The sequence below is a fragment of the Pontivivens nitratireducens genome (assembly GCF_014235845.1).
Lineage (GTDB): Bacteria > Pseudomonadota > Alphaproteobacteria > Rhodobacterales > Rhodobacteraceae > Pontivivens > Pontivivens nitratireducens.
Genome location: NZ_JACJUQ010000004.1, coordinates 205,952 through 222,945 on the forward strand (window position 1 = coordinate 205,952; position 16,994 = coordinate 222,945).

A 16,994-nucleotide genomic window follows, 5' to 3' on the forward strand; every position below is an offset into this window, starting at 1 on the left:
GCCCTCAGCTCTCGGGCTTCTGCCCGGTCAGATGCGCCTCACCCCGCGCGGCGGCCAGATCGATCTGACGCTGGCGTTCACGGAACCGCGCGCGATCCTCGGGCGTGCGTTCATCTATGCAGTGATGACAACTAACGCCCCGCTCATACCCGTTGCGGGTCAGATCGTCGGGGGCCAAGGGCCTGCGGCAACCGGCGCACAGCACATGCGGGCCGGGTTTCAACCCATGGCCCACCGTCACACGCTCATCGAACACGAAGCATTCACCCTGCCAGGTGCTCTGCTCCTCCGGCATGTCTTCGAGGTATTTCAGGATGCCGCCCTGAAGGTGATAGACCTCTTCCACCCCCTGCCCGATCAGCCAGCTGGTCGATTTTTCGCAACGAATGCCGCCGGTGCAGAACATCGCGACCTTCTTGCCCTCGAACTGTGCCGCATTGCGCCGCCACCATTCGGGAAATTCACCGAAGCTGCGGGTGCCGGGGTCCAGCGCCCCCTCGAACGAGCCGACGGCGACCTCGTAATCATTGCGGGTGTCGATCAGCACCACGTCGGGATCGGCGATCAGGTCGTTCCAATCCTGCGGGGCAACATAGCGCCCGACTGCGGCATTCGGATCGACCTCCCCCGCGCCCAGCGTCACGATCTCCTGCTTGAGCCGGACACGCAGGCGGCGAAATGGCTGCACATCCGAGAAACTGTATTTCGGCTGCACGCCCTCGCAACCGGGGATTGCGCGCAGATGGGCGATCGCGGCATCTATCGCGGCCTCGGACCCGGCCAGCGTGCCGTTGATCCCCTCGGACGCGACCAGCAGAATGCCCCTGATGTTCAGTTTGCTTAACGTATCGTCGAGGCGATCACGCAGTAATTCCGGGTGCTCGATTCGCGCAAACCGATACAAAGCCGCTATCTTATTCGCCTTAAACGTGTCCATCGCGCAACACTTTTTCCTGTTCTACCTCAATCCTGACACATCTTCGTGTGTCATTGATCGCTATTTGGTTGCAAATGTCGCCGGATACCAGCGTGGAGATTGCGCAAACGAAATTGCTTTGGCATTCTGCCACGTGTCTTGCCATGCGTCATATCGACGTGGCGGTCCGATCATATATGCCGTGGGGGCTTCGTATGTGAACGGATTTCGGACCAGGGATGTGGGGGATTTCTATGTTTGCAGCAATCATTGGGCTGGTGCAGCGGTTTCGCAGGGACGACAGCGCAGTCGTCGCCATTCAGGTTGTGATCTTCTCGGTCATGCTGCTGACATCCGCCGGACTGGTCATCGATTTCGGGCGCGCCTATTCCGCCCATTCGCAGATGCAAAGCTTCGTGGACAAGGCGGCCCTGGCCGCGGCGGCGGAACTCGACGGTCAGTCGGATTCGATACAGCGCGCCACGGCGGCGGCGGTGGCTGTCGCACAAAGCTCCAGCTTCACCGATGATGAGGAAGACTTCGCGATCGCCCTGCCGCTGACATTCATGATCGACAACCCGGTAGATGAGACCGGCACCTTCTCCGAGGCCATGATGGCCGAGTTGGAGACCGCGGCCCCCCAATTGGCCACACATGTCTTTGTTGAGGCTGAGGCCCGCACCATTCGCCTGGCGTTTCTGTCGATCGGCCTGAACAGCGACGCCACCGAACAGGCCCGCCGCAACAAGATAAATGAAGGTACGATGTTCATCGACGTCGATGGGGATGGCACCGCCGATGCATCCAGTCAGGATTCCGCATGGCGACAGGCCCTGGCCGAAAATACCGATGACGGCGCGATCGAGAAGACCACCTCGATCAACCTGTCCGCCTTCGCGGTCGCGCGGATGCAGGTCTCCTATTGCGGTGAAATCAGCACGATGGTGATGTGCAACCCGTTCGAGGGTAACGCCGACGGACAATCCTTCACTGAGATCATGGAAAATCAGGAAGGCACGCGGATGCTCCTGACGACCGACCGTCAGGCGGACAGCACCACCCCGATGCCGCTGAGCACAAATGACGGTGCCATCCGCGTCGGTCTGTTCAAGGATCCGCGCAACGAGATCGGCGCCGACAATGCCGGTGTGTGCGACGATATCGGCCTCGGCGCGTTTGAGGCCGCCGCCTATAACGGCAACCCCGGCGCGGCCACATCGACCGACCCGTGGACCTATCCCGCCACGGATGAGGAGATGGAGCGTCTGCGCGACACCTGTTTGCTGGCCACCATCGACAGCCAGATGCAGTGCATCGGTGGCGAGGTCCTCATCAAGGCGGCGGAGCCGGAGACCATCACCACCGCTCTCAATTCCCTGTTCGACATCTGGGATGCCCCGCTGGACCGCATTCTGAACCAACCGACCACGTCCGATCGCGCGTTCTCCCCCGATTACGTCGCCAATCACGGCCACCTCACCCGCGCCGAATATATCGACTATATCCAGCAGGGTCGCATCGCGGAGGCCGAATCCGACATGGACCGCTGGTCCGGCAGAATCGCCGATGAGCAGGCAGGCCAAAACCGACAAACCCGCATCGACCGGTATCAGGGCTTTTACGAAAGCGCCGCTGCCGAACGCGAACGTTGGATCCTCACTCTTGCCGCCTATCCCGACAACATCGTCAACACCGCCTCGCGTCGAAACCACATGAAGGGCGACGGCCATGGCGGGGCATGGGGGCCGATGCTGGGCGCCGACTGCCTGGAGGGGGACCCTTCGGCCTGCACACCCTACCCGTACATGGCGCTGCCGTTCACCGAGGGTGATGATTCCGCGAGCGGCTGGCGCATGGGTCCCCTGTCCGCCGCCCCCACCCAAGACGCCGTAGCCAGGGATGCAACCGAAGGATCGGTCGAGGATACCGAAGCAGACCCCGCCGCCGAGGGTGACGCCGTCGAGGGCGAGGAAGCCGCGACCGCATCCACCCCCGATACCGACATCATCAGCCTGGGCGCCAGTGCCTCGAACCCTGAGATTACCGGCTGGAGAATCATCAACTACACGGACATGGATCTGACCGGCCGTTTCGGGTTCGAAACCGACCACAGAAGCGTAATCTTCTCCCTGCCCGCGAACAGCCAGCGCGACTATCAGGTGGAGGTTGACGACACCGCCGTGATCACCTGGACAAGCGAGGTTGAGTTGGACCTTTACCTGATCTCCGCCCATGTGGACACGACGCAGGATTTCACCGGGGTCGGCAGCCCGTCCTATGACATCATGTTCGGGCGCGTACCCAGCTTCGTCGAGTATTTCTCGACCTACTATTCCCCGTACATGAACACCTACGCGCTGGATCTGGACAATCCCGACACCGCGTTCGAATGGGACGTGGCAGGGTCATTCAGCATGTATGACGGCTATTCGCGGATCGAGCGGCAGACCACAGAACTGCTCGCCTATTCCGCCTCCAACGGGCCGGAGAACGACGACACTGCGGTGCGAAGCCTGCCGGAGCATTTCCAGTTCACCTCCAACAACCCCTCGGCTGAGCAGACGACCGAACGGCGCCGTCAGAATGTGGCCCTGGTGAACTGCGAGGCCCTGTCGAACCCCGTCTCACATGGCGGACAGGCCGATGCCTATGCCGGCGCTTATGTGGCGGAACTGGAGGCCGTGGTGGAGTTGTTCTTTACCGGACCGGTCATGGTTCAAAGCTGTGCGGATACCGTCGGCTCAGATCCCGAAGATCAGATGGACTGCTGGAACTCCGATATCGAACAGGCCTACATCCCTGTCGAATATCTGGGTGCTGCAGACCCCGCCGATCCATCGGTGCAGGAATACCTCAACTATGCCGTTCTGGTTCATTGAACCACCGGCATCTTGACCCCGGCGACTTGAGAAGGTAATCACGCCCCCAACCCCGGAAGCCACGTCTTCCGGTCCGCGGCCTGTGCGCCGGGGATCGCCACCGGTCAGCGCGTTGCGCCCACCGGTGCTTTCGCCGTTTTGCAGACCGAATGTAGGAGCGACGCGATGTTCGAGAATCTGTCCGACCGCCTCTCAGGTGTGCTTGAAAAGCTGACCCGTCAGGGTGCGCTGACCGAGGAGGACGTGGGCACCGCTCTGCGCGAGGTGCGCGTCGCCCTGCTGGAGGCAGACGTTTCCCTGCCCGTCGCGCGCGACTTCGTCAAATCCGTGCAGGACAAGGCCACCGGGCAGGCCGTCACCAAATCCGTCAGCCCCGGCCAGCAGGTCATCAAGATCGTCCATGACGCACTGGTCCAGACCCTGGCCGGTGATGATGCCAATGCGGGTGAGTTGAAGGTCGGATCGCCGCCCGCCCCCGTTCTGATGGTCGGCCTGCAAGGCTCGGGCAAGACCACGACCACTGCCAAGCTGGCCAAGCGTCTGTCGGAGCGGAACAAGAAACGCGTCCTTATGGCCTCGCTCGATACCCGTAGGCCTGCCGCGATGGAACAGCTTGCCGTGCTGGGGATGCAGATCGGCGTCGATACGCTGCCCATCGTGCCCGGACAGACCCCCGTGCAGATCGCGAAGCGTGCCAAGCAGCAGGCGACGCTGGGCGGCTACGATATCTACATGCTCGACACCGCGGGCCGCCTGTCCATCGACGATGAGTTGATGGATGAGGTTGCCGCCGTTCGCGATGAGGCCAAGCCCCACGAAACCCTGCTGGTGGTCGATGGCCTGACCGGACAGGATGCCGTGAACACGGCGGAGAACTTCAATAGCCGTGTCGGAATCTCGGGCGTCGTGCTGACCCGGATGGACGGCGACGGTCGCGGCGGTGCCGCCCTCTCGATGCGCGCAGTCACGGGCAAGCCCATCAAGTTCGTCGGTCTGGGCGAGAAGATGGACGCCATCGAGGAATTCCCCCCGGAACGCATCGCGGGCCGTATCCTCGGCATGGGCGATATTGTCTCTCTCGTCGAAAAGGCGCAGGAACAGATCGAGGCCGAGCAAGCCGAGCGCATGATGAAGCGCCTCCAGAAGGGTCAGTTCAACATGAACGACCTCAAACAGCAGCTCGAACAGATGCAGAAGATGGGCGGCATGCAGGGCGTCATGGGTATGATGCCGGGCATGGGCAAGCTGTCCAAGCAGATGGATGAGGCCGGGCTGGACGACAAGGTGCTCAAACGCCAGATGGCCCTGATCGATTCGATGACCAAGCAGGAACGCCGGAATCCGGCCATCCTTCAGGCCAGCCGCAAGAAGCGGATTGCCAAGGGTGCGGGCATGGAAGTGTCCGACCTCAACAAGCTGATCAAGATGCATCGCCAGATGGCGGACATGATGAAGAAGATGGGCAAAATGGGTAAAAAGGGCCTGATGCGCGGCGGCCTCGGCGCGCTAATGGGCAAGGGCGGAATGGGCGGTGGTGCAGGAATGCCCCCCGGCATGACGCCTCCCGGCGGGATGGGCGGCGGCGGCACCGCGCCCGGCGGATTGCCGGGCCTTGGCGGTGCGTCCCTGCCCCCCGGTCTGGGCGGACTGGGAAAGAAGAAATGAGCCGTATGTCTGCAATTTTTCCGGCATTTGTCGGCGGAAACCCCTCCGTTACGGCGCAGCGCGGCTATAGCGTAACCTCCGGTTTCGGAGCGAACGGATGACCGCAGAAATCGCCCTTGCCCGTTCCGTTCTGGCCGAACATCGCGCCTCGATCGACAACCTCGATGCGATCCTCGTCTTTACTCTGGCCGAGCGATTCAAGCGCACGCAGGCGGTGGGTAAGCTCAAGGCGGAACATGACCTTCCCCCCTCCGACCCGACGCGCGAGGCGGAACAGATTACCCGGCTCGAAACAATGTCGGCCGATGCCGGTCTCGACCCGGACTTCACCCGGAAATTTCTGAATTTCATTATTCAGGAAGTTATCCGTCACCACGAACAATACCAGGAAAACGTCTGATATTTCAGACCCATACACGACCAGATCAAGGAGATACCCATGGCCGTTACCATTCGTCTCGCACGCGGCGGTTCCAAGAAGCGCCCGTTTTACCGCATCGTCGCAGCTGACAGCCGCATGGCCCGCGATGGCCGCTACATCGAGAAGCTGGGCACCTACAACCCGCTGCTGCCCAAGGACAACGAGGAACGCGTCAAGATGGACGCCGAGCGCGTTGCCTACTGGATGTCCACCGGTGCCAAGCCGACGGATCGCGTTTCCCGCTTCCTCGAAGCGGCTGGCATCGTTGAGAAAAAAGAGCGCGCCAACATGAAGAAGGCCGAGCCGGGCAAAAAGGCCAAGGAACGTGCCGAGCAAAAGGCCGCCAAGGAGGCCGCCGCCGCCGAAGCAGCGGCAGCCCCTGTGGAAGAGCCCGCAGCAGCCGAAGAATAAACTCTCTGAGCCGGTTCCCCCCGGGGGGACCGGCGTTTCGCCATCAGTCCATAACGGAGCCGCGATGCGTTCCTTCTCAACTGACTTCACGGCGGAACTGAACGAACTCTTCAAGTGGCGCCGCGACGTGCGGCGCTTCACGGATCGCCCGGTTCCGAACGACCTTCTCGATGAATGCCTCGACCAGATGCGCCATGCCCCTTCGGTCGGACTCAGCGCACCCTGGCGGTTAATTCATGTCGAGAGCGACAGCGCCCGCGCCGCCGCGATCGAGAATTTCGAGGCCGCGAACGCCCAGGCATTGCAGGGCTATTCCGGCGATCAGGCCAAACGCTATGCAGGACTGAAACTGTCCGGGCTGCGAGAGGCTCCAGTCCACCTCGCTGTGTTTTGCGATGACACCACCCGCAAGGGTTCGGGCCTGGGCGCGGCAACAATGCCGCAGATGCGGGCCTATTCCGTCGCCGGTGCGATCATGTATCTATGGCTTGCCACCCGTAGCCGCGGGTTGGGCATGGGGTGGGTGTCCATCCTCGACCCTGTAAAACTGTGCAGCGACCTCGACGCGCCGGCAGAGTGGGAGCTGGTTGCCTATCTGTGCCTCGGCTGGCCCGAGGAGGAGACCGAGACCCCCGAACTGATCCGCGCGGGCTGGGAAACCGAAGCCCCCAAACCTGAGGTCCTGACAAGATGAGCGATCTAATCTGCGTCGGCGCGATATCCGGCGCATTCGGTGTGCAGGGCGAGGTCCGGTTGAAGAGCTTCACCTCGGACCCCAGGGCCATCGCCAGCTATGCCCCCCTGTTCACCGAGGACGGCACCCGCAGTTTCGATGTGACGATAACGCGCCCCGTCGCGAACGGCCTGGCCGCGCATCTGTCCGGCATCGCCACCAAGGAAGAAGCCGACGCGATGAAGGGCACGCGGCTATACGCCGAACGGGCCAGAATGCCCGATTTGCCGGATGACGAATTCTATCATGCCGATCTGATCGGTCTGCTGGTGCTGGATACCGGCGGCGTCGAACTGGGCCGGGTGCACGCCGTCCATGACCACGGGGCCGGTGATATTCTGGAGGTGACCGGGCCAAAGGGAGAAACCCTGATCCCGTTCACCCGCCACGCCGTTCCCACCGTCGATCTGACCGCCGGACGTGTGATCGTCGATCTGAGCGAGGAGCCGGAATGACGCGCATTACCAACGGCCTGCTGATCTGTGGCAGGGGTGAGCGCTGATGCGCTCGCTGGGTCGCAAGTCGATCAGCGCCAGTGCTCAACCGCGCGACCTGATGCAGGAACGGGAACTGGAAAACACGTGGACCGCGCGGGTCCTGACGCTGTACCCAGACATGTTTCCCGGCATTCTGGGCCAATCGCTGACCGGCAAGGCGCTGAAGGATCGGCTGTGGCAGATGGAGGTGACGGATATCCGTCAGTTCGGTCTGGGCAAACATCGCGCGGTGGACGACACGCCCACGGGCGGCGGCGCGGGAATGGTGCTGCGGGCTGACGTGCTGGATGCGGCAATCGCCTCGCGGCCCGTCGTCGGCCCGCTGATCTATCTCAGCCCGCGCGGACGGCGGTTCGATCAGGCAATGGCCCATAACCTTGCCGCCGGGCCGGGCGTTACCCTGCTTTGTGGGCGGTTCGAGGGGGTGGACGAGCGCATCATCGAATCGCGGCAGATCATTGAGGTCTCCCTCGGCGATTTCATACTGACCGGCGGTGAGCTGGCCGCACAGGCCATGATCGACGCGACGGTGCGCTTGCTTCCGAACGTGCTGGGCAATGCAAGCTCGGTGGAGGAGGAAAGCTTTTCCTCCGGCCTGCTGGAACATCCGCAATATACCCGCCCCAATGACTGGGGAGGACGCGCGGTGCCGCCGGTTCTGATCTCGGGCCATCACGGGAAAATCGCGGAGTGGCGGCGTGCGCAATCCGAAAAGCTGACACAGGACCGACGCCCGGACCTGTGGGCCGCATATCAGGCGCGCAAGGATCACGAAGGCAGTTGAACTTCACCCCAAGCTGGGCTATGCGCGGGGCTTGCCGGGGGTTTCCCGGTTTCGGAACCATGTCCCGGCAGGTGCCTGCCTGCCGCACCGGGATGCGGTTTCATACAAGGAAAGACGTATCGACCTTCGGCGGGCCGGCAATGCCGCAGCCCGAACAGCGACCGAAGCTCTCATACGCGCAAACATTCGCCGCAAAGGCGATCATAAGGACGACAGACATGAACCTGCTTCAGACCCTCGAAGCCGAGCAGATTGCAGAGCTTGCAAAAGACATTCCCGACTTCGCACCAGGTGATACCGTGCGCGTCGGCTACAAGGTGACCGAGGGCACACGCTCCCGCGTTCAGAACTACGAAGGCGTCGTGATCGCGCGCAACAACGGCACGGGGATCGGCGCATCCTTCACCGTTCGCAAGATCTCCTTCGGCGAGGGTGTCGAGCGTGTTTTCCCGCTTCACTCGCCCAATATCGACACGGTGACCGTCGTTCGTCGCGGCAAGGTACGTCGCGCGAAACTGTACTATCTGCGTGATCGTCGCGGCAAATCTGCCCGCATCACGGAAAAGACCAACTACCGCGCGCCCAAGGGCTGATCCCTACGCGACGGTCGAACACATCAGGCGTCCCCGGCAGGGGGCGCCTGTTCCGTTTGTACCCGACGCGAAATCCGGTTTATCCTGCCCCCTCACAGGATCGGGCGCACGATGTATCTCCTCCTCCTCGACAGTGTTCGACTGATGCCGTCCGTTTTCATGCGGACCTTGCCGGTCGCGGTTCTGACCGCGCTGATCTATTTCGGGCTGATCGAGAACACGCCGAACCCGTTGTGGAAACTGGTGTTCGTCTGTCTGCTGACCACACCCTGCATTGCGATCGTGCGAATGGCCGCGCTGCGGGCGGCCCTGGTAACGGTCGGGCGCACGACTCCTCCTACGATTGATCACCTGACCAAGGCGCAGATGCGGCTGGCCTATATGAACCTGCTGCCGATCAATATCGTGCAGACTGTCGCCTTCGTCGTGGTGACGGCGTTGTTGGCGGTCGGCTTGGACACGGCTGTGATGGATGTCGCGACCGACTTCGCCACAACCGGCGTGGCGCCCGATCTGACTGGTTTGAGCGAGGAATTGCGCAGGGTTGCGCAGGCGGCGGGATGGCTGTTCTCGATCATCGCCGCCCTGGGATTCGGCGCGATGGGCACCGCCATGGCGGCCACGGCGGCGAACGCGGCGGAAAAGAAACCCCGTCACGACATTACGTTCGGCGTCGGCTACAACTTCTGGAAACTGACGGTGCTGTACTATATCGCGCAGGCGTTGAATGCTGTCGTGGTGGTCCTGCTCAGCATTTTCGTGCTGGCCGCACTGCAAATCGGGGACGGCAACCTGACAGCCTATGTGGCACCGGCTGCGCTCACGGCCTATATCAGCCTGCATTTCTCCACGACAGCGGCAGGTGCCGCACTGTCCTATAGTCAGCTATTGGATGAGGAAGCAGAAATTCGCGCCTTCGTGCGGCAAAATCTGGCCGGGCCAGAAGCATCGGGCGAAGACCTGCGTGCCCTGCGACGCGCACGACAGTCGCACTGAGGGGCTTGCACGTACATCCGATCCGGGGTAGCTGACAGCTTCGTTTACCCCTGTGGCGACGGAGAATGGCCTGTCCTCTCCGCTCAGTCACGTCAAAGGACCAGACCCATGAAAAAAGATATCCACCCCGAGTACCACGTCATCGACGTGAAGATGACCGACGGCACCATCGTTCAGATGCGCTCCACCTATCAAAAGGAAGGCGCTCAGCTGAACCTCGACATCGATCCCTCCGTGCATCCGGCATGGACCGGCGGCACCTCGCGCCTGATGGATACCGGTGGTCGCGTGTCGAAGTTCAAGGCGAAGTACGACGGTCTCGGCTTCTGATAGCCTATACGTCTTTTCGCCCTGCGGGGCGTTGTGTATCAAGGAAAGACGCGCCCACGGGGCGCGTCTTTTTTGTATGGGAGAGTTCACGTGGCGCATATTATCGTGCTGGGCAATGAAAAGGGGGGGTCCGGCAAATCGACGACCTCCATGCATCTGTTCGCGGCCCTCGCGCGCTGTGGCCACAAGGTCGGCGTGATCGACCTGGATTTGCGGCAGAAGAGTTTTTTCCGGTATCTTGAGAACCGTGAGGCCTTCGTCGCCCGCACCGGAACCAAGCTGCCCATGCCCATACGCGAGGCGCTGGGATACTCGACCCTCGACAGTGTGACTGCCGCGAAGGAGGAGGAGGAGGATCGGTTTGCCGCTGCGTTGCACCGGCTGGATCAGACCTGCTCCTTCATCCTGATCGACTGCCCCGGTTCACATACCCGCTATGCGCAGATGGCACACGCCGCGGCGGATACGTTGGTCACGCCGATGAACGACAGTCTGATTGACTTCGACCTGCTGGCGAAGCTGAACCCGGAAACCGGCAAGGTGCTGGGCCCCAGCGTCTATTCCGAAATGGTCTGGCAGGCGCGTCAGTTGCGCGCCACCGCCGGGCTGAAGCCGGTGGACTGGGTGGTGCTGCGCAACCGCATCGCCACCTTGAATGCGCGGAACAAGCGGCGGGTGGGCAGTGCCTTGACCGAACTGAGCAAGCGGATCGGATTTCGGGTGATTCCCGGATTCGGCGAACGCGTTGTGTTCCGGGAGATGTTCCTGTCCGGCCTGACATTGCTGGATCTGAAGGATACCGGGGAGGTGAGCCTGAACATCTCGAACCTCGCTGCGCGGCAGGAGGTTCGGGATGTCGTCAAGGCGCTGAACCTGCCGGACGTGTCCGTCAAGTTCTAGGCGAACCGGTCAGCCGTTCGGGCGAACCATGCGGCAGATACGGTCCTGCGCGTGCAGGCTGCTGCAGGTCGCGGTCGCCTGATTCTCGCTCAACCCGATGAAGGTCGCAGCATAGAGAGGCACACCGTTCACGACGGTCTGTCCGACACTGCGATGCGCGCCGACCAACGGCTCTGTGACCCCAACCAGCGCCTCGGTGAGCACGGATTCCGCGAAATCCGCATCCCTATAGGCACCGAGCTGAACCGCCCATTCGCCACCAGGCCGCGGCAGGGGACGGGGCGCCGCCATCGGCGCGCCCTGCCCCGATGTGGACGTGCTTATCCGCAGCGGCACAGTTGAGGAGGTCTGAGTCTCGCTCGTCGCGGCATTGGCGGAGGATACGAACGCGTTGCCCACAAGGCTGGCCGCCGCTGCAAGCTGCGTCGTTTCACTGGCGCCACGCGGCATCGGACGGGTCGAGGCCATGACCGCGCCGACCGCGACGCGACCCGGGCGCACCACCGCGACACGGGAGGGCGCCCGATCGAATCCCATGTCGAGCAGTTCGACCATGCGGTTGTAACGCCAGGTGGAACTGCGTCCGCCGAAGATGACCGCGATCACACGCTCCCCGTTTCGTTCGGCGGAGGCTGCCAGGTTGTAACCGGCGGCGCGGGTATATCCTGTCTTGATCCCGTCAGCACCGCGATAGCCATTGAGAAGGCGGCGATTGGTATTGCGCACCGTCGCCACCCCGGCACTGGTCGAGGTACGACCGAAGATGTTGTAATATTGCGGATAGTCGTAGAACAGATGTCGCGCCAGCGTGCTCATGTCCCGCGCGGTGGACATATGGCCATTCGCGGTCAGCCCGTGTGCGTTGCGAAAAGTCGTCTGGGTCATCCCCAGGGACCGCGCCGTTTCGGTCATCAACTGCGCAAAGGCCTGCTCGGATCCGGCGATCGCCTCACCCAACGCCGTGGCCGCATCGTTGGCGGAACGCACGGCGGCGGCGCGAATCAGATATCGCACGGAAATCCGTTGACCTGCGCTGAGCCCCAGACGGGAAGGCGGCTCGCTCGACGCATTGCGCGAGATTCGAATCTGCTGATCGAGGTCGAGCTGACCGCTCTCCACAGCCTCGAACGCGAGGTACAGCGTCATCATCTTGGTCAGCGATGCAGGATGAAGCGGTGTGTCCGCACTGCGTGAATGCAGGACGCTGCCGTCCCGCGCATCCAGCACGATCGCTGCATAGGGAGCCGCCTGTGCAGCGGGCGCCAGGAAACTCAGTGCCGCTAACAGCACGAAACTCAAAATACGTATATGCATCGGTCACTCCGACGAAAGCCTGCCACGGTAATGGGCCGATTTATTCAGCCCCATTATGATTTACATTACGTTAGCAACGGATCGGTTTGAATTGCAACGATTAACCCACATTCACGGTCAAGACTCTTCTTATCCCGTTCACGGTCGAAGGGCTGTGATAAAATTTCAAAACAATTCCGGGGCAAGGAATTTTGTGCACCGCAACATAAAAACCTTGACGCAGTGCAGCATGATACCTAATTCTTATCCACAAGGACGAGATGTTCGTCCAAACGAATTGGATGGAGTTTTATCATGGCTACCAAAACCACTGCAAAAGACACCGCTGCTCAGATGGAAACCTTTGCTGCAGACGCACAGAAGACGATGACCGATACGGTCGAGAAAATGACCAAGGGCTTCGAGGAAGCATCCTCGTTCGGTCAGGAAAACCTCGACGCGATGGTCAAATCGGGTGAGATCGCGGCGAAAGTCGCCGAAGGCTTCAGCACCGAAGTCTCCACCTTCACCAAGAAATCCTTCGAGGAAGGCGTTGCCGCAGCCAAGGACATGGCGTCGTCCAAGACGATGACCGAGCTGTTCGAAAAGCAGTCCGCCTTCGCTCAGACCATGTTCGACGGTTGGATGAAGCAGGCGACGAAGATCAACGAGATGATGGTTTCTTCCGCCAAGGATGTGACCGCGCCGATGGGTGAGCGCATGACTGCGGCGCAGTCCGCGATGAAGTCCATGACCGCCTGAGCCGGATCAAGGCACTGTTACGAAAAGGGGGCTTAGGCCCCCTTTTCTCGTTTAGTGGACGGAATATATTGTGAATCCTGTCTGCAAGGGACATATGGGCGCAATGACACGTAAATTCCTGAGTATGAACAACGATGATTCCGACCGTGAAGGCGACCTCGGCCTTGCGGCGAAAACCCGTCCGAAAACGCAAAAGCCGCCGCTTTACAAGGTGATGCTCCTCAATGACGACTACACACCGATGGAATTCGTGGTGCACGTGCTGCAACGGTTCTTTGGTGTGACGCATGCCCAATCGGTCGAGATCATGCTGACCGTTCACAAGAAGGGTGTCGCTGTGGTCGGGGTTTTTTCGCGGGAAATTGCCGAGACGAAGGTCACGCAGGTAATGGACTACGCCCAGCGCAATCAGCATCCGCTGCAATGCACGATGGAAAAGGAATGAGGCGCTTGTCATGAGCGACCCTGTACGCCTTGAGCTGAGCGGGCTGGACCTGTCGGACATGAAGGTCGGATGCCTGGGCGCGGATCCCGACCCCGGCTGGCACGATTTCGCGGATACGATCACCTTTGAGCAGCGCAACAAGGTCGATCACGACCGTATGACCGACATGCGCCTGAACGTCGTTGAGGTGCTGGACGGCGCGCAAGACGCCATGATCGTTTGTCTGGGCCGTTCGCGGGTCGAAAATTTCGGCTTGCTGGCGCGGGCGTGTCAGATGGTTCCGCCGCAAGCCCTGATAATCGTCACCGGCCAGAAAAATGCTGGCGTCGATTCGTTTTTGCGGCAAGTGCGCAAGATCCTGCCCGTGGGTGAGGTTCTGTCAAAGGCGCACGGCAAGCTCTTCACCATCGACACGCCTGCAGAGGCCGCGGAAGTGACGCGCGACTGGTTCGACGCCGCGCAGCCCTCCCCGATTGAGGGGGGCTGGATCACCGCGCCCGGAATGTTCTCGGCCGATGCACCCGATGCGGGATCGATTCGTCTGGCCGAACATTTCTCTGATCGGATTGGCGGCGCTGTCGCGGATCTGGGTGCTGGCTGGGGTTGGTTGAGCGCGCAACTGCTTGCAACCGCGCCAGAGGTGACCTCGCTATCGCTGTACGAGGCGGACGGGAACGCGCTGGACGCCGCTCGGCGGAATGTCGTCGATGAGCGGGCAGGTTTTCATTGGGCCGATGTCACTGCGCTCAACGGGTCCGCTTCTTTCGACTGGGTCATCAGCAATCCGCCGTTTCACCATGGTCGCGCCGCCGAACCCGCGCTGGGGCAAGCGTTCATTCAAGCTGCGGCACGCTTGCTGAAACCGGGCGGCAAGGCGCTATTCGTCGCGAACCGCCAGTTGCCATACGAGGCGCAACTGACGGAGAGCTTCAAGAAATGGCAGGAAATTCCCGGACCCGGCGCGTTCAAGGTTTTCGAAGCGGAGCGGCCCATCAAGCGTTAACCTTTCTTACCGAATTCTCTTGCGCACCTCTCTTGAATTAACCAATGTTAATTCATGTTAAGAATTTTCGTTCTATTGCTGGTCATCGCCCTGCCCGCTGCCGCCCAGTCGGTCAGCGGGTTTGCAGATGTGACCGATGGCGACACGTTGCAGGTGGGGGGCGTCAAGGTCCGCCTCGCCGGGATCGACGCGCCGGAGCGGCATCAGCCTTGCGTTACGAGCGCCTGCGGGATCGCAGCGACGCAAACCCTGGTCGCATTGATCGGAAACGATACCGTAACATGCGTGCTGAACGGCGGGCGAACCTATGACCGGATCGCGGGCACCTGCTCGACCCCGCAGATCGCTGATCTGGGCCGGGCCATGGTGATGTCTGGCTATGCGATGGATGAACCGCGCTATCCCCCCGACTACACGTTCGAGACGCAGCAGGCGGCCCGATCGGGCCACGGCATGTGGGTCGATCCGGCTCAACCCGCCTGGGTGTGGCGCGCCGCCCAGACCTCCTCAACGACGACGCCCCGTGATTCCGATTGCGCCATCAAGGGCAATATCAGCGCGAACGGACGTATCTATCATGTGCCCGGCAGCCAGTATTACGACCGCACGTCGATCAATGCGAGCGAGCGCTGGTTCTGCTCGGTCGCGGAGGCAGAGGCCGCAGGCTGGCGCGCGCCGCGCTAGCCCTTCCTGACCCGTTCTCGCAATTCGAACTTCTGAACCTTCCCCGTCGAGGTTTTGGGCAATTCCGCGAACACCACGTATCGGGGCGCCTTGAAATGCGCCAGTTCCGCGCGGCAATGGGCGATGATCTCATCCGCGCTGGCCTGCATGTCAGGGCGCAGTTCGACGAATGCGCATGGCGTCTCACCCCATTTCTCGTCCGGCTGTGCCACCACGGCACAGGTCGCGACCGCAGGGTGGCGGTAAAGCGCCTCCTCCACCTCGATGGAGGAGATGTTCTCGCCCCCGGAAATGATGATGTCCTTCGAGCGATCCTTGAGCTGGATATATCCGTCGGGATGCTTCACCCCCAGATCGCCGGATCGGAACCAGCCGCCGCGCAAGGCGTCTTCGGTCGCCTTCTCATTGCGGAAATACCCCTTCATCACGACATTGCCACGCATCACGACCTCACCCATCGTCTGACCATCGGCAGGCACAGGTCGGTCGTCCGCGTCCAGCACGTCGAGCTGTTCCAGCGCGGCGTAGCGCACGCCCTGGCGCGCCTTCAGCCGGGCCTGCTCACCCGTGGACAGCGCATCCCAGTCACGGTTCCATTCGTTGATCACGGCGGGCCCGTAGATCTCCGTCAGACCGTATAGATGCGTCACGTCGAATCCCGCATCCCCCATCGCGGCCAGAACCGTTTCGGGCGGCGGGGCGGCAGCGGTGAAGAAGGCGACACGGGCGGGCATCTCGCGCTGTTCCTCGGCGGATGCGTCCAGAAGCGTGCTCATCACCACGGGCGCACCGCACATATGGGTCACGCCGTGATCCGCTATTGCGTCGAACATCGCACCGGCCCGGACCTGTCGCAGGCAGACATGGGTTCCGGCGACAGCACTGAGCGACCAGGGAAAGCACCAGCCGTTGCAGTGAAACATCGGCAAGGTCCACAGATAGACCGGATGCTTGCCCATTCCCGCATGAACCACGTTGCCGGTCGCCAGCAACATCGCGCCCCGATGGTGGTACACGACGCCCTTTGGATCACCCGTGGTGCCGGACGTATAATTCAGCGCAATGGCATCCCATTCGTCCTGCGGCATCGACCAGTCGAAATCCGGGTCGCCGGTGGCCAGCAAGGCCTCGTATTCGCAGGGTTGGGTCGAGATTGTGGCATCGTGATACACGACCAGTTGCGGCGGCTGGTCCAGATCGGCACATGCCTCGCGCGCCAGCGGCTCCAATTCCGTATCCACCAGCAGGACCTTGGCCTCGCAATGGCCCAGGATGAACCTGAGCGTGGCCGCATCCAAACGGGTGTTCAGCGCGTTGAGAACGGCGCCGGTCATCGGCACGCCGTAATGCGCCTCGATCATCGGGGGGGTGTTGAAAAGCAAAGCCGAAACGGTATCGCCCCGCTTAACGCCCATCGCGACCAAGGCGGAGGCAAGACGGCGAGAGCGCGACAGCAGATCGCGATAGTTGACGCGCTGGTCGCCATGGATGATCGCGACGTGATCGGGAAACACCCGCGCCGCCCTGTCCAGCAGGGTCAGGGGCGTCAACGGTTGGTGGTTCGCCTGCTTGCGCGGCAAATTCTCGTTGTAATCTGCGTTCGTGGCCATGATGCTCCCCATTCTCAAAGATCATGCCGAGTTCTAGCAGACCGGACCGCCCTCGCAAGTCCAACGCATCTG

Annotated in this window: 18 protein-coding genes; 15 read left to right on the plus strand and 3 right to left on the minus strand. The window is 61.7% G+C overall.

Annotated features, from left to right (window positions below; genetic code table 11):
* Nucleotides 1-4 precede the first annotated feature (4 nt).
* Complete coding sequence (gene trhO / locus H1S03_RS06860) at nt 5-937, minus strand: oxygen-dependent tRNA uridine(34) hydroxylase TrhO (RefSeq protein ID WP_185803756.1); 933 nt, start codon at nt 935-937, stop codon at nt 5-7.
* Nucleotides 938-1,170: 233 nt separating this feature from the next.
* Between trhO and H1S03_RS06865 the strand changes: the two genes are divergently transcribed.
* The 11 genes from H1S03_RS06865 to H1S03_RS06915 all read left to right on the plus strand — a co-directional run bounded on the left by H1S03_RS06865 (nt 1,171) and on the right by H1S03_RS06915 (nt 11,125).
* Entirely contained in the window at nt 1,171-3,795 is a 2,625-nt protein-coding gene (locus H1S03_RS06865; RefSeq protein WP_185803757.1) for a TadE/TadG family type IV pilus assembly protein, read from the plus strand.
* A gap of 165 nt (nt 3,796-3,960) precedes the next feature.
* Complete coding sequence (gene ffh, locus H1S03_RS06870; protein WP_185803758.1) at nt 3,961-5,460, plus strand: signal recognition particle protein; 1,500 nt, start codon at nt 3,961-3,963, stop codon at nt 5,458-5,460.
* A 97-nt stretch (nt 5,461-5,557) separates the two neighbouring features.
* A complete protein-coding gene (locus H1S03_RS06875; protein ID WP_166189501.1) occupies nt 5,558-5,860 on the plus strand; it encodes a chorismate mutase in 303 nt (100 codons plus the stop codon).
* A gap of 39 nt (nt 5,861-5,899) precedes the next feature.
* Nucleotides 5,900-6,292 carry a 30S ribosomal protein S16 gene (rpsP, locus tag H1S03_RS06880; protein ID WP_185803759.1) on the plus strand — a complete coding sequence of 131 codons (393 nt, stop codon included), beginning with the start codon at nt 5,900-5,902 and terminating at the stop codon, nt 6,290-6,292.
* Nucleotides 6,293-6,356: 64 nt separating this feature from the next.
* Nucleotides 6,357-6,986, plus strand: coding sequence for a 5,6-dimethylbenzimidazole synthase (gene bluB / locus H1S03_RS06885; protein ID WP_185803760.1), 630 nt, complete (start codon nt 6,357-6,359; stop codon nt 6,984-6,986).
* Complete coding sequence (gene rimM, locus H1S03_RS06890) at nt 6,983-7,480, plus strand: ribosome maturation factor RimM (protein WP_185803761.1); 498 nt, start codon at nt 6,983-6,985, stop codon at nt 7,478-7,480. Before bluB ends, rimM begins: the two co-directional genes overlap by 4 nt.
* 46 nt (nt 7,481-7,526) lie before the next feature.
* Nucleotides 7,527-8,306 (plus strand): tRNA (guanosine(37)-N1)-methyltransferase TrmD, encoded by a 780-nt coding sequence (gene trmD, locus H1S03_RS06895; RefSeq protein ID WP_185803762.1) that lies wholly within the window; start codon nt 7,527-7,529, stop codon nt 8,304-8,306.
* A gap of 218 nt (nt 8,307-8,524) precedes the next feature.
* Nucleotides 8,525-8,899, plus strand: a complete 375-nt coding sequence (gene rplS, locus H1S03_RS06900; protein WP_166189489.1) for a 50S ribosomal protein L19 — start codon at nt 8,525-8,527, stop codon at nt 8,897-8,899.
* Between the two features lie 144 nt (nt 8,900-9,043).
* Nucleotides 9,044-9,895, plus strand: a complete 852-nt coding sequence (locus H1S03_RS06905) for a hypothetical protein (RefSeq protein WP_221892616.1) — start codon at nt 9,044-9,046, stop codon at nt 9,893-9,895.
* A 108-nt stretch (nt 9,896-10,003) separates the two neighbouring features.
* Complete coding sequence (gene rpmE, locus H1S03_RS06910) at nt 10,004-10,225, plus strand: 50S ribosomal protein L31 (RefSeq protein WP_166189484.1); 222 nt, start codon at nt 10,004-10,006, stop codon at nt 10,223-10,225.
* A 90-nt stretch (nt 10,226-10,315) separates the two neighbouring features.
* Nucleotides 10,316-11,125 (plus strand): division plane positioning ATPase MipZ, encoded by an 810-nt coding sequence (locus tag H1S03_RS06915; protein ID WP_166189482.1) that lies wholly within the window; start codon nt 10,316-10,318, stop codon nt 11,123-11,125.
* Between the two features lie 9 nt (nt 11,126-11,134).
* Here H1S03_RS06915 and H1S03_RS06920 read toward each other — a convergent pair whose 3' ends face one another.
* Nucleotides 11,135-12,439: a D-alanyl-D-alanine carboxypeptidase family protein gene (locus tag H1S03_RS06920; RefSeq protein ID WP_185803764.1), complete on the minus strand. Its 1,305-nt coding sequence runs from the start codon at nt 12,437-12,439 to the stop codon at nt 11,135-11,137.
* A 294-nt stretch (nt 12,440-12,733) separates the two neighbouring features.
* Here H1S03_RS06920 and H1S03_RS06925 point away from each other — a divergent pair, with 294 nt between their 5' ends.
* From H1S03_RS06925 to H1S03_RS06940, 4 genes are all read left to right on the plus strand, one after another.
* Nucleotides 12,734-13,180 carry a phasin family protein gene (locus tag H1S03_RS06925; protein ID WP_166189477.1) on the plus strand — a complete coding sequence of 149 codons (447 nt, stop codon included), beginning with the start codon at nt 12,734-12,736 and terminating at the stop codon, nt 13,178-13,180.
* Nucleotides 13,181-13,304: 124 nt separating this feature from the next.
* Entirely contained in the window at nt 13,305-13,625 is a 321-nt protein-coding gene (gene clpS / locus H1S03_RS06930) for an ATP-dependent Clp protease adapter ClpS (RefSeq protein WP_166193896.1), read from the plus strand.
* A 10-nt stretch (nt 13,626-13,635) separates the two neighbouring features.
* Complete coding sequence (locus tag H1S03_RS06935; protein WP_185803766.1) at nt 13,636-14,628, plus strand: class I SAM-dependent methyltransferase; 993 nt, start codon at nt 13,636-13,638, stop codon at nt 14,626-14,628.
* A gap of 54 nt (nt 14,629-14,682) precedes the next feature.
* Complete coding sequence (locus tag H1S03_RS06940) at nt 14,683-15,312, plus strand: thermonuclease family protein (RefSeq protein WP_185803767.1); 630 nt, start codon at nt 14,683-14,685, stop codon at nt 15,310-15,312.
* On the opposite strand, the gene H1S03_RS06945 is transcribed toward H1S03_RS06940, so the two are convergent.
* A complete protein-coding gene (locus tag H1S03_RS06945; protein ID WP_185803768.1) occupies nt 15,309-16,922 on the minus strand; it encodes an acyl-CoA synthetase in 1,614 nt (537 codons plus the stop codon). The genes H1S03_RS06940 and H1S03_RS06945 overlap by 4 nt on opposite strands.
* Between the last annotated feature and the right edge of the window lie 72 nt (nt 16,923-16,994).

Bases quoted from the DNA above. Each gene is read 5' to 3' on its own strand.
- H1S03_RS06935 (WP_185803766.1), top strand. From the start codon at position 13,636: ATGAGCGACCCTGTACGCCTTGAGCTGAGCGGGCTGGACCTGTCGGAC.
- clpS (WP_166193896.1), top strand. From the start codon at position 13,305: ATGAACAACGATGATTCCGACCGTGAAGGCGACCTCGGCCTTGCGGCG.
- H1S03_RS06875 (WP_166189501.1), top strand. From the start codon at position 5,558: ATGACCGCAGAAATCGCCCTTGCCCGTTCCGTTCTGGCCGAACATCGC.
- trhO (WP_185803756.1), bottom strand. From the start codon at position 937: ATGGACACGTTTAAGGCGAATAAGATAGCGGCTTTGTATCGGTTTGCG.
- H1S03_RS06865 (WP_185803757.1), top strand. From the start codon at position 1,171: ATGTTTGCAGCAATCATTGGGCTGGTGCAGCGGTTTCGCAGGGACGAC.
- rpsP (WP_185803759.1), top strand. From the start codon at position 5,900: ATGGCCGTTACCATTCGTCTCGCACGCGGCGGTTCCAAGAAGCGCCCG.
- rpmE (WP_166189484.1), top strand. From the start codon at position 10,004: ATGAAAAAAGATATCCACCCCGAGTACCACGTCATCGACGTGAAGATG.
- H1S03_RS06940 (WP_185803767.1), top strand. From the start codon at position 14,683: ATGTTAAGAATTTTCGTTCTATTGCTGGTCATCGCCCTGCCCGCTGCC.
- rimM (WP_185803761.1), top strand. From the start codon at position 6,983: ATGAGCGATCTAATCTGCGTCGGCGCGATATCCGGCGCATTCGGTGTG.
- trmD (WP_185803762.1), top strand. From the start codon at position 7,527: ATGCGCTCGCTGGGTCGCAAGTCGATCAGCGCCAGTGCTCAACCGCGC.
- H1S03_RS06925 (WP_166189477.1), top strand. From the start codon at position 12,734: ATGGCTACCAAAACCACTGCAAAAGACACCGCTGCTCAGATGGAAACC.
- H1S03_RS06920 (WP_185803764.1), bottom strand. From the start codon at position 12,439: ATGCATATACGTATTTTGAGTTTCGTGCTGTTAGCGGCACTGAGTTTC.
- bluB (WP_185803760.1), top strand. From the start codon at position 6,357: ATGCGTTCCTTCTCAACTGACTTCACGGCGGAACTGAACGAACTCTTC.
- rplS (WP_166189489.1), top strand. From the start codon at position 8,525: ATGAACCTGCTTCAGACCCTCGAAGCCGAGCAGATTGCAGAGCTTGCA.
- ffh (WP_185803758.1), top strand. From the start codon at position 3,961: ATGTTCGAGAATCTGTCCGACCGCCTCTCAGGTGTGCTTGAAAAGCTG.
- H1S03_RS06905 (WP_221892616.1), top strand. From the start codon at position 9,044: ATGCCGTCCGTTTTCATGCGGACCTTGCCGGTCGCGGTTCTGACCGCG.
- H1S03_RS06945 (WP_185803768.1), bottom strand. From the start codon at position 16,922: ATGGCCACGAACGCAGATTACAACGAGAATTTGCCGCGCAAGCAGGCG.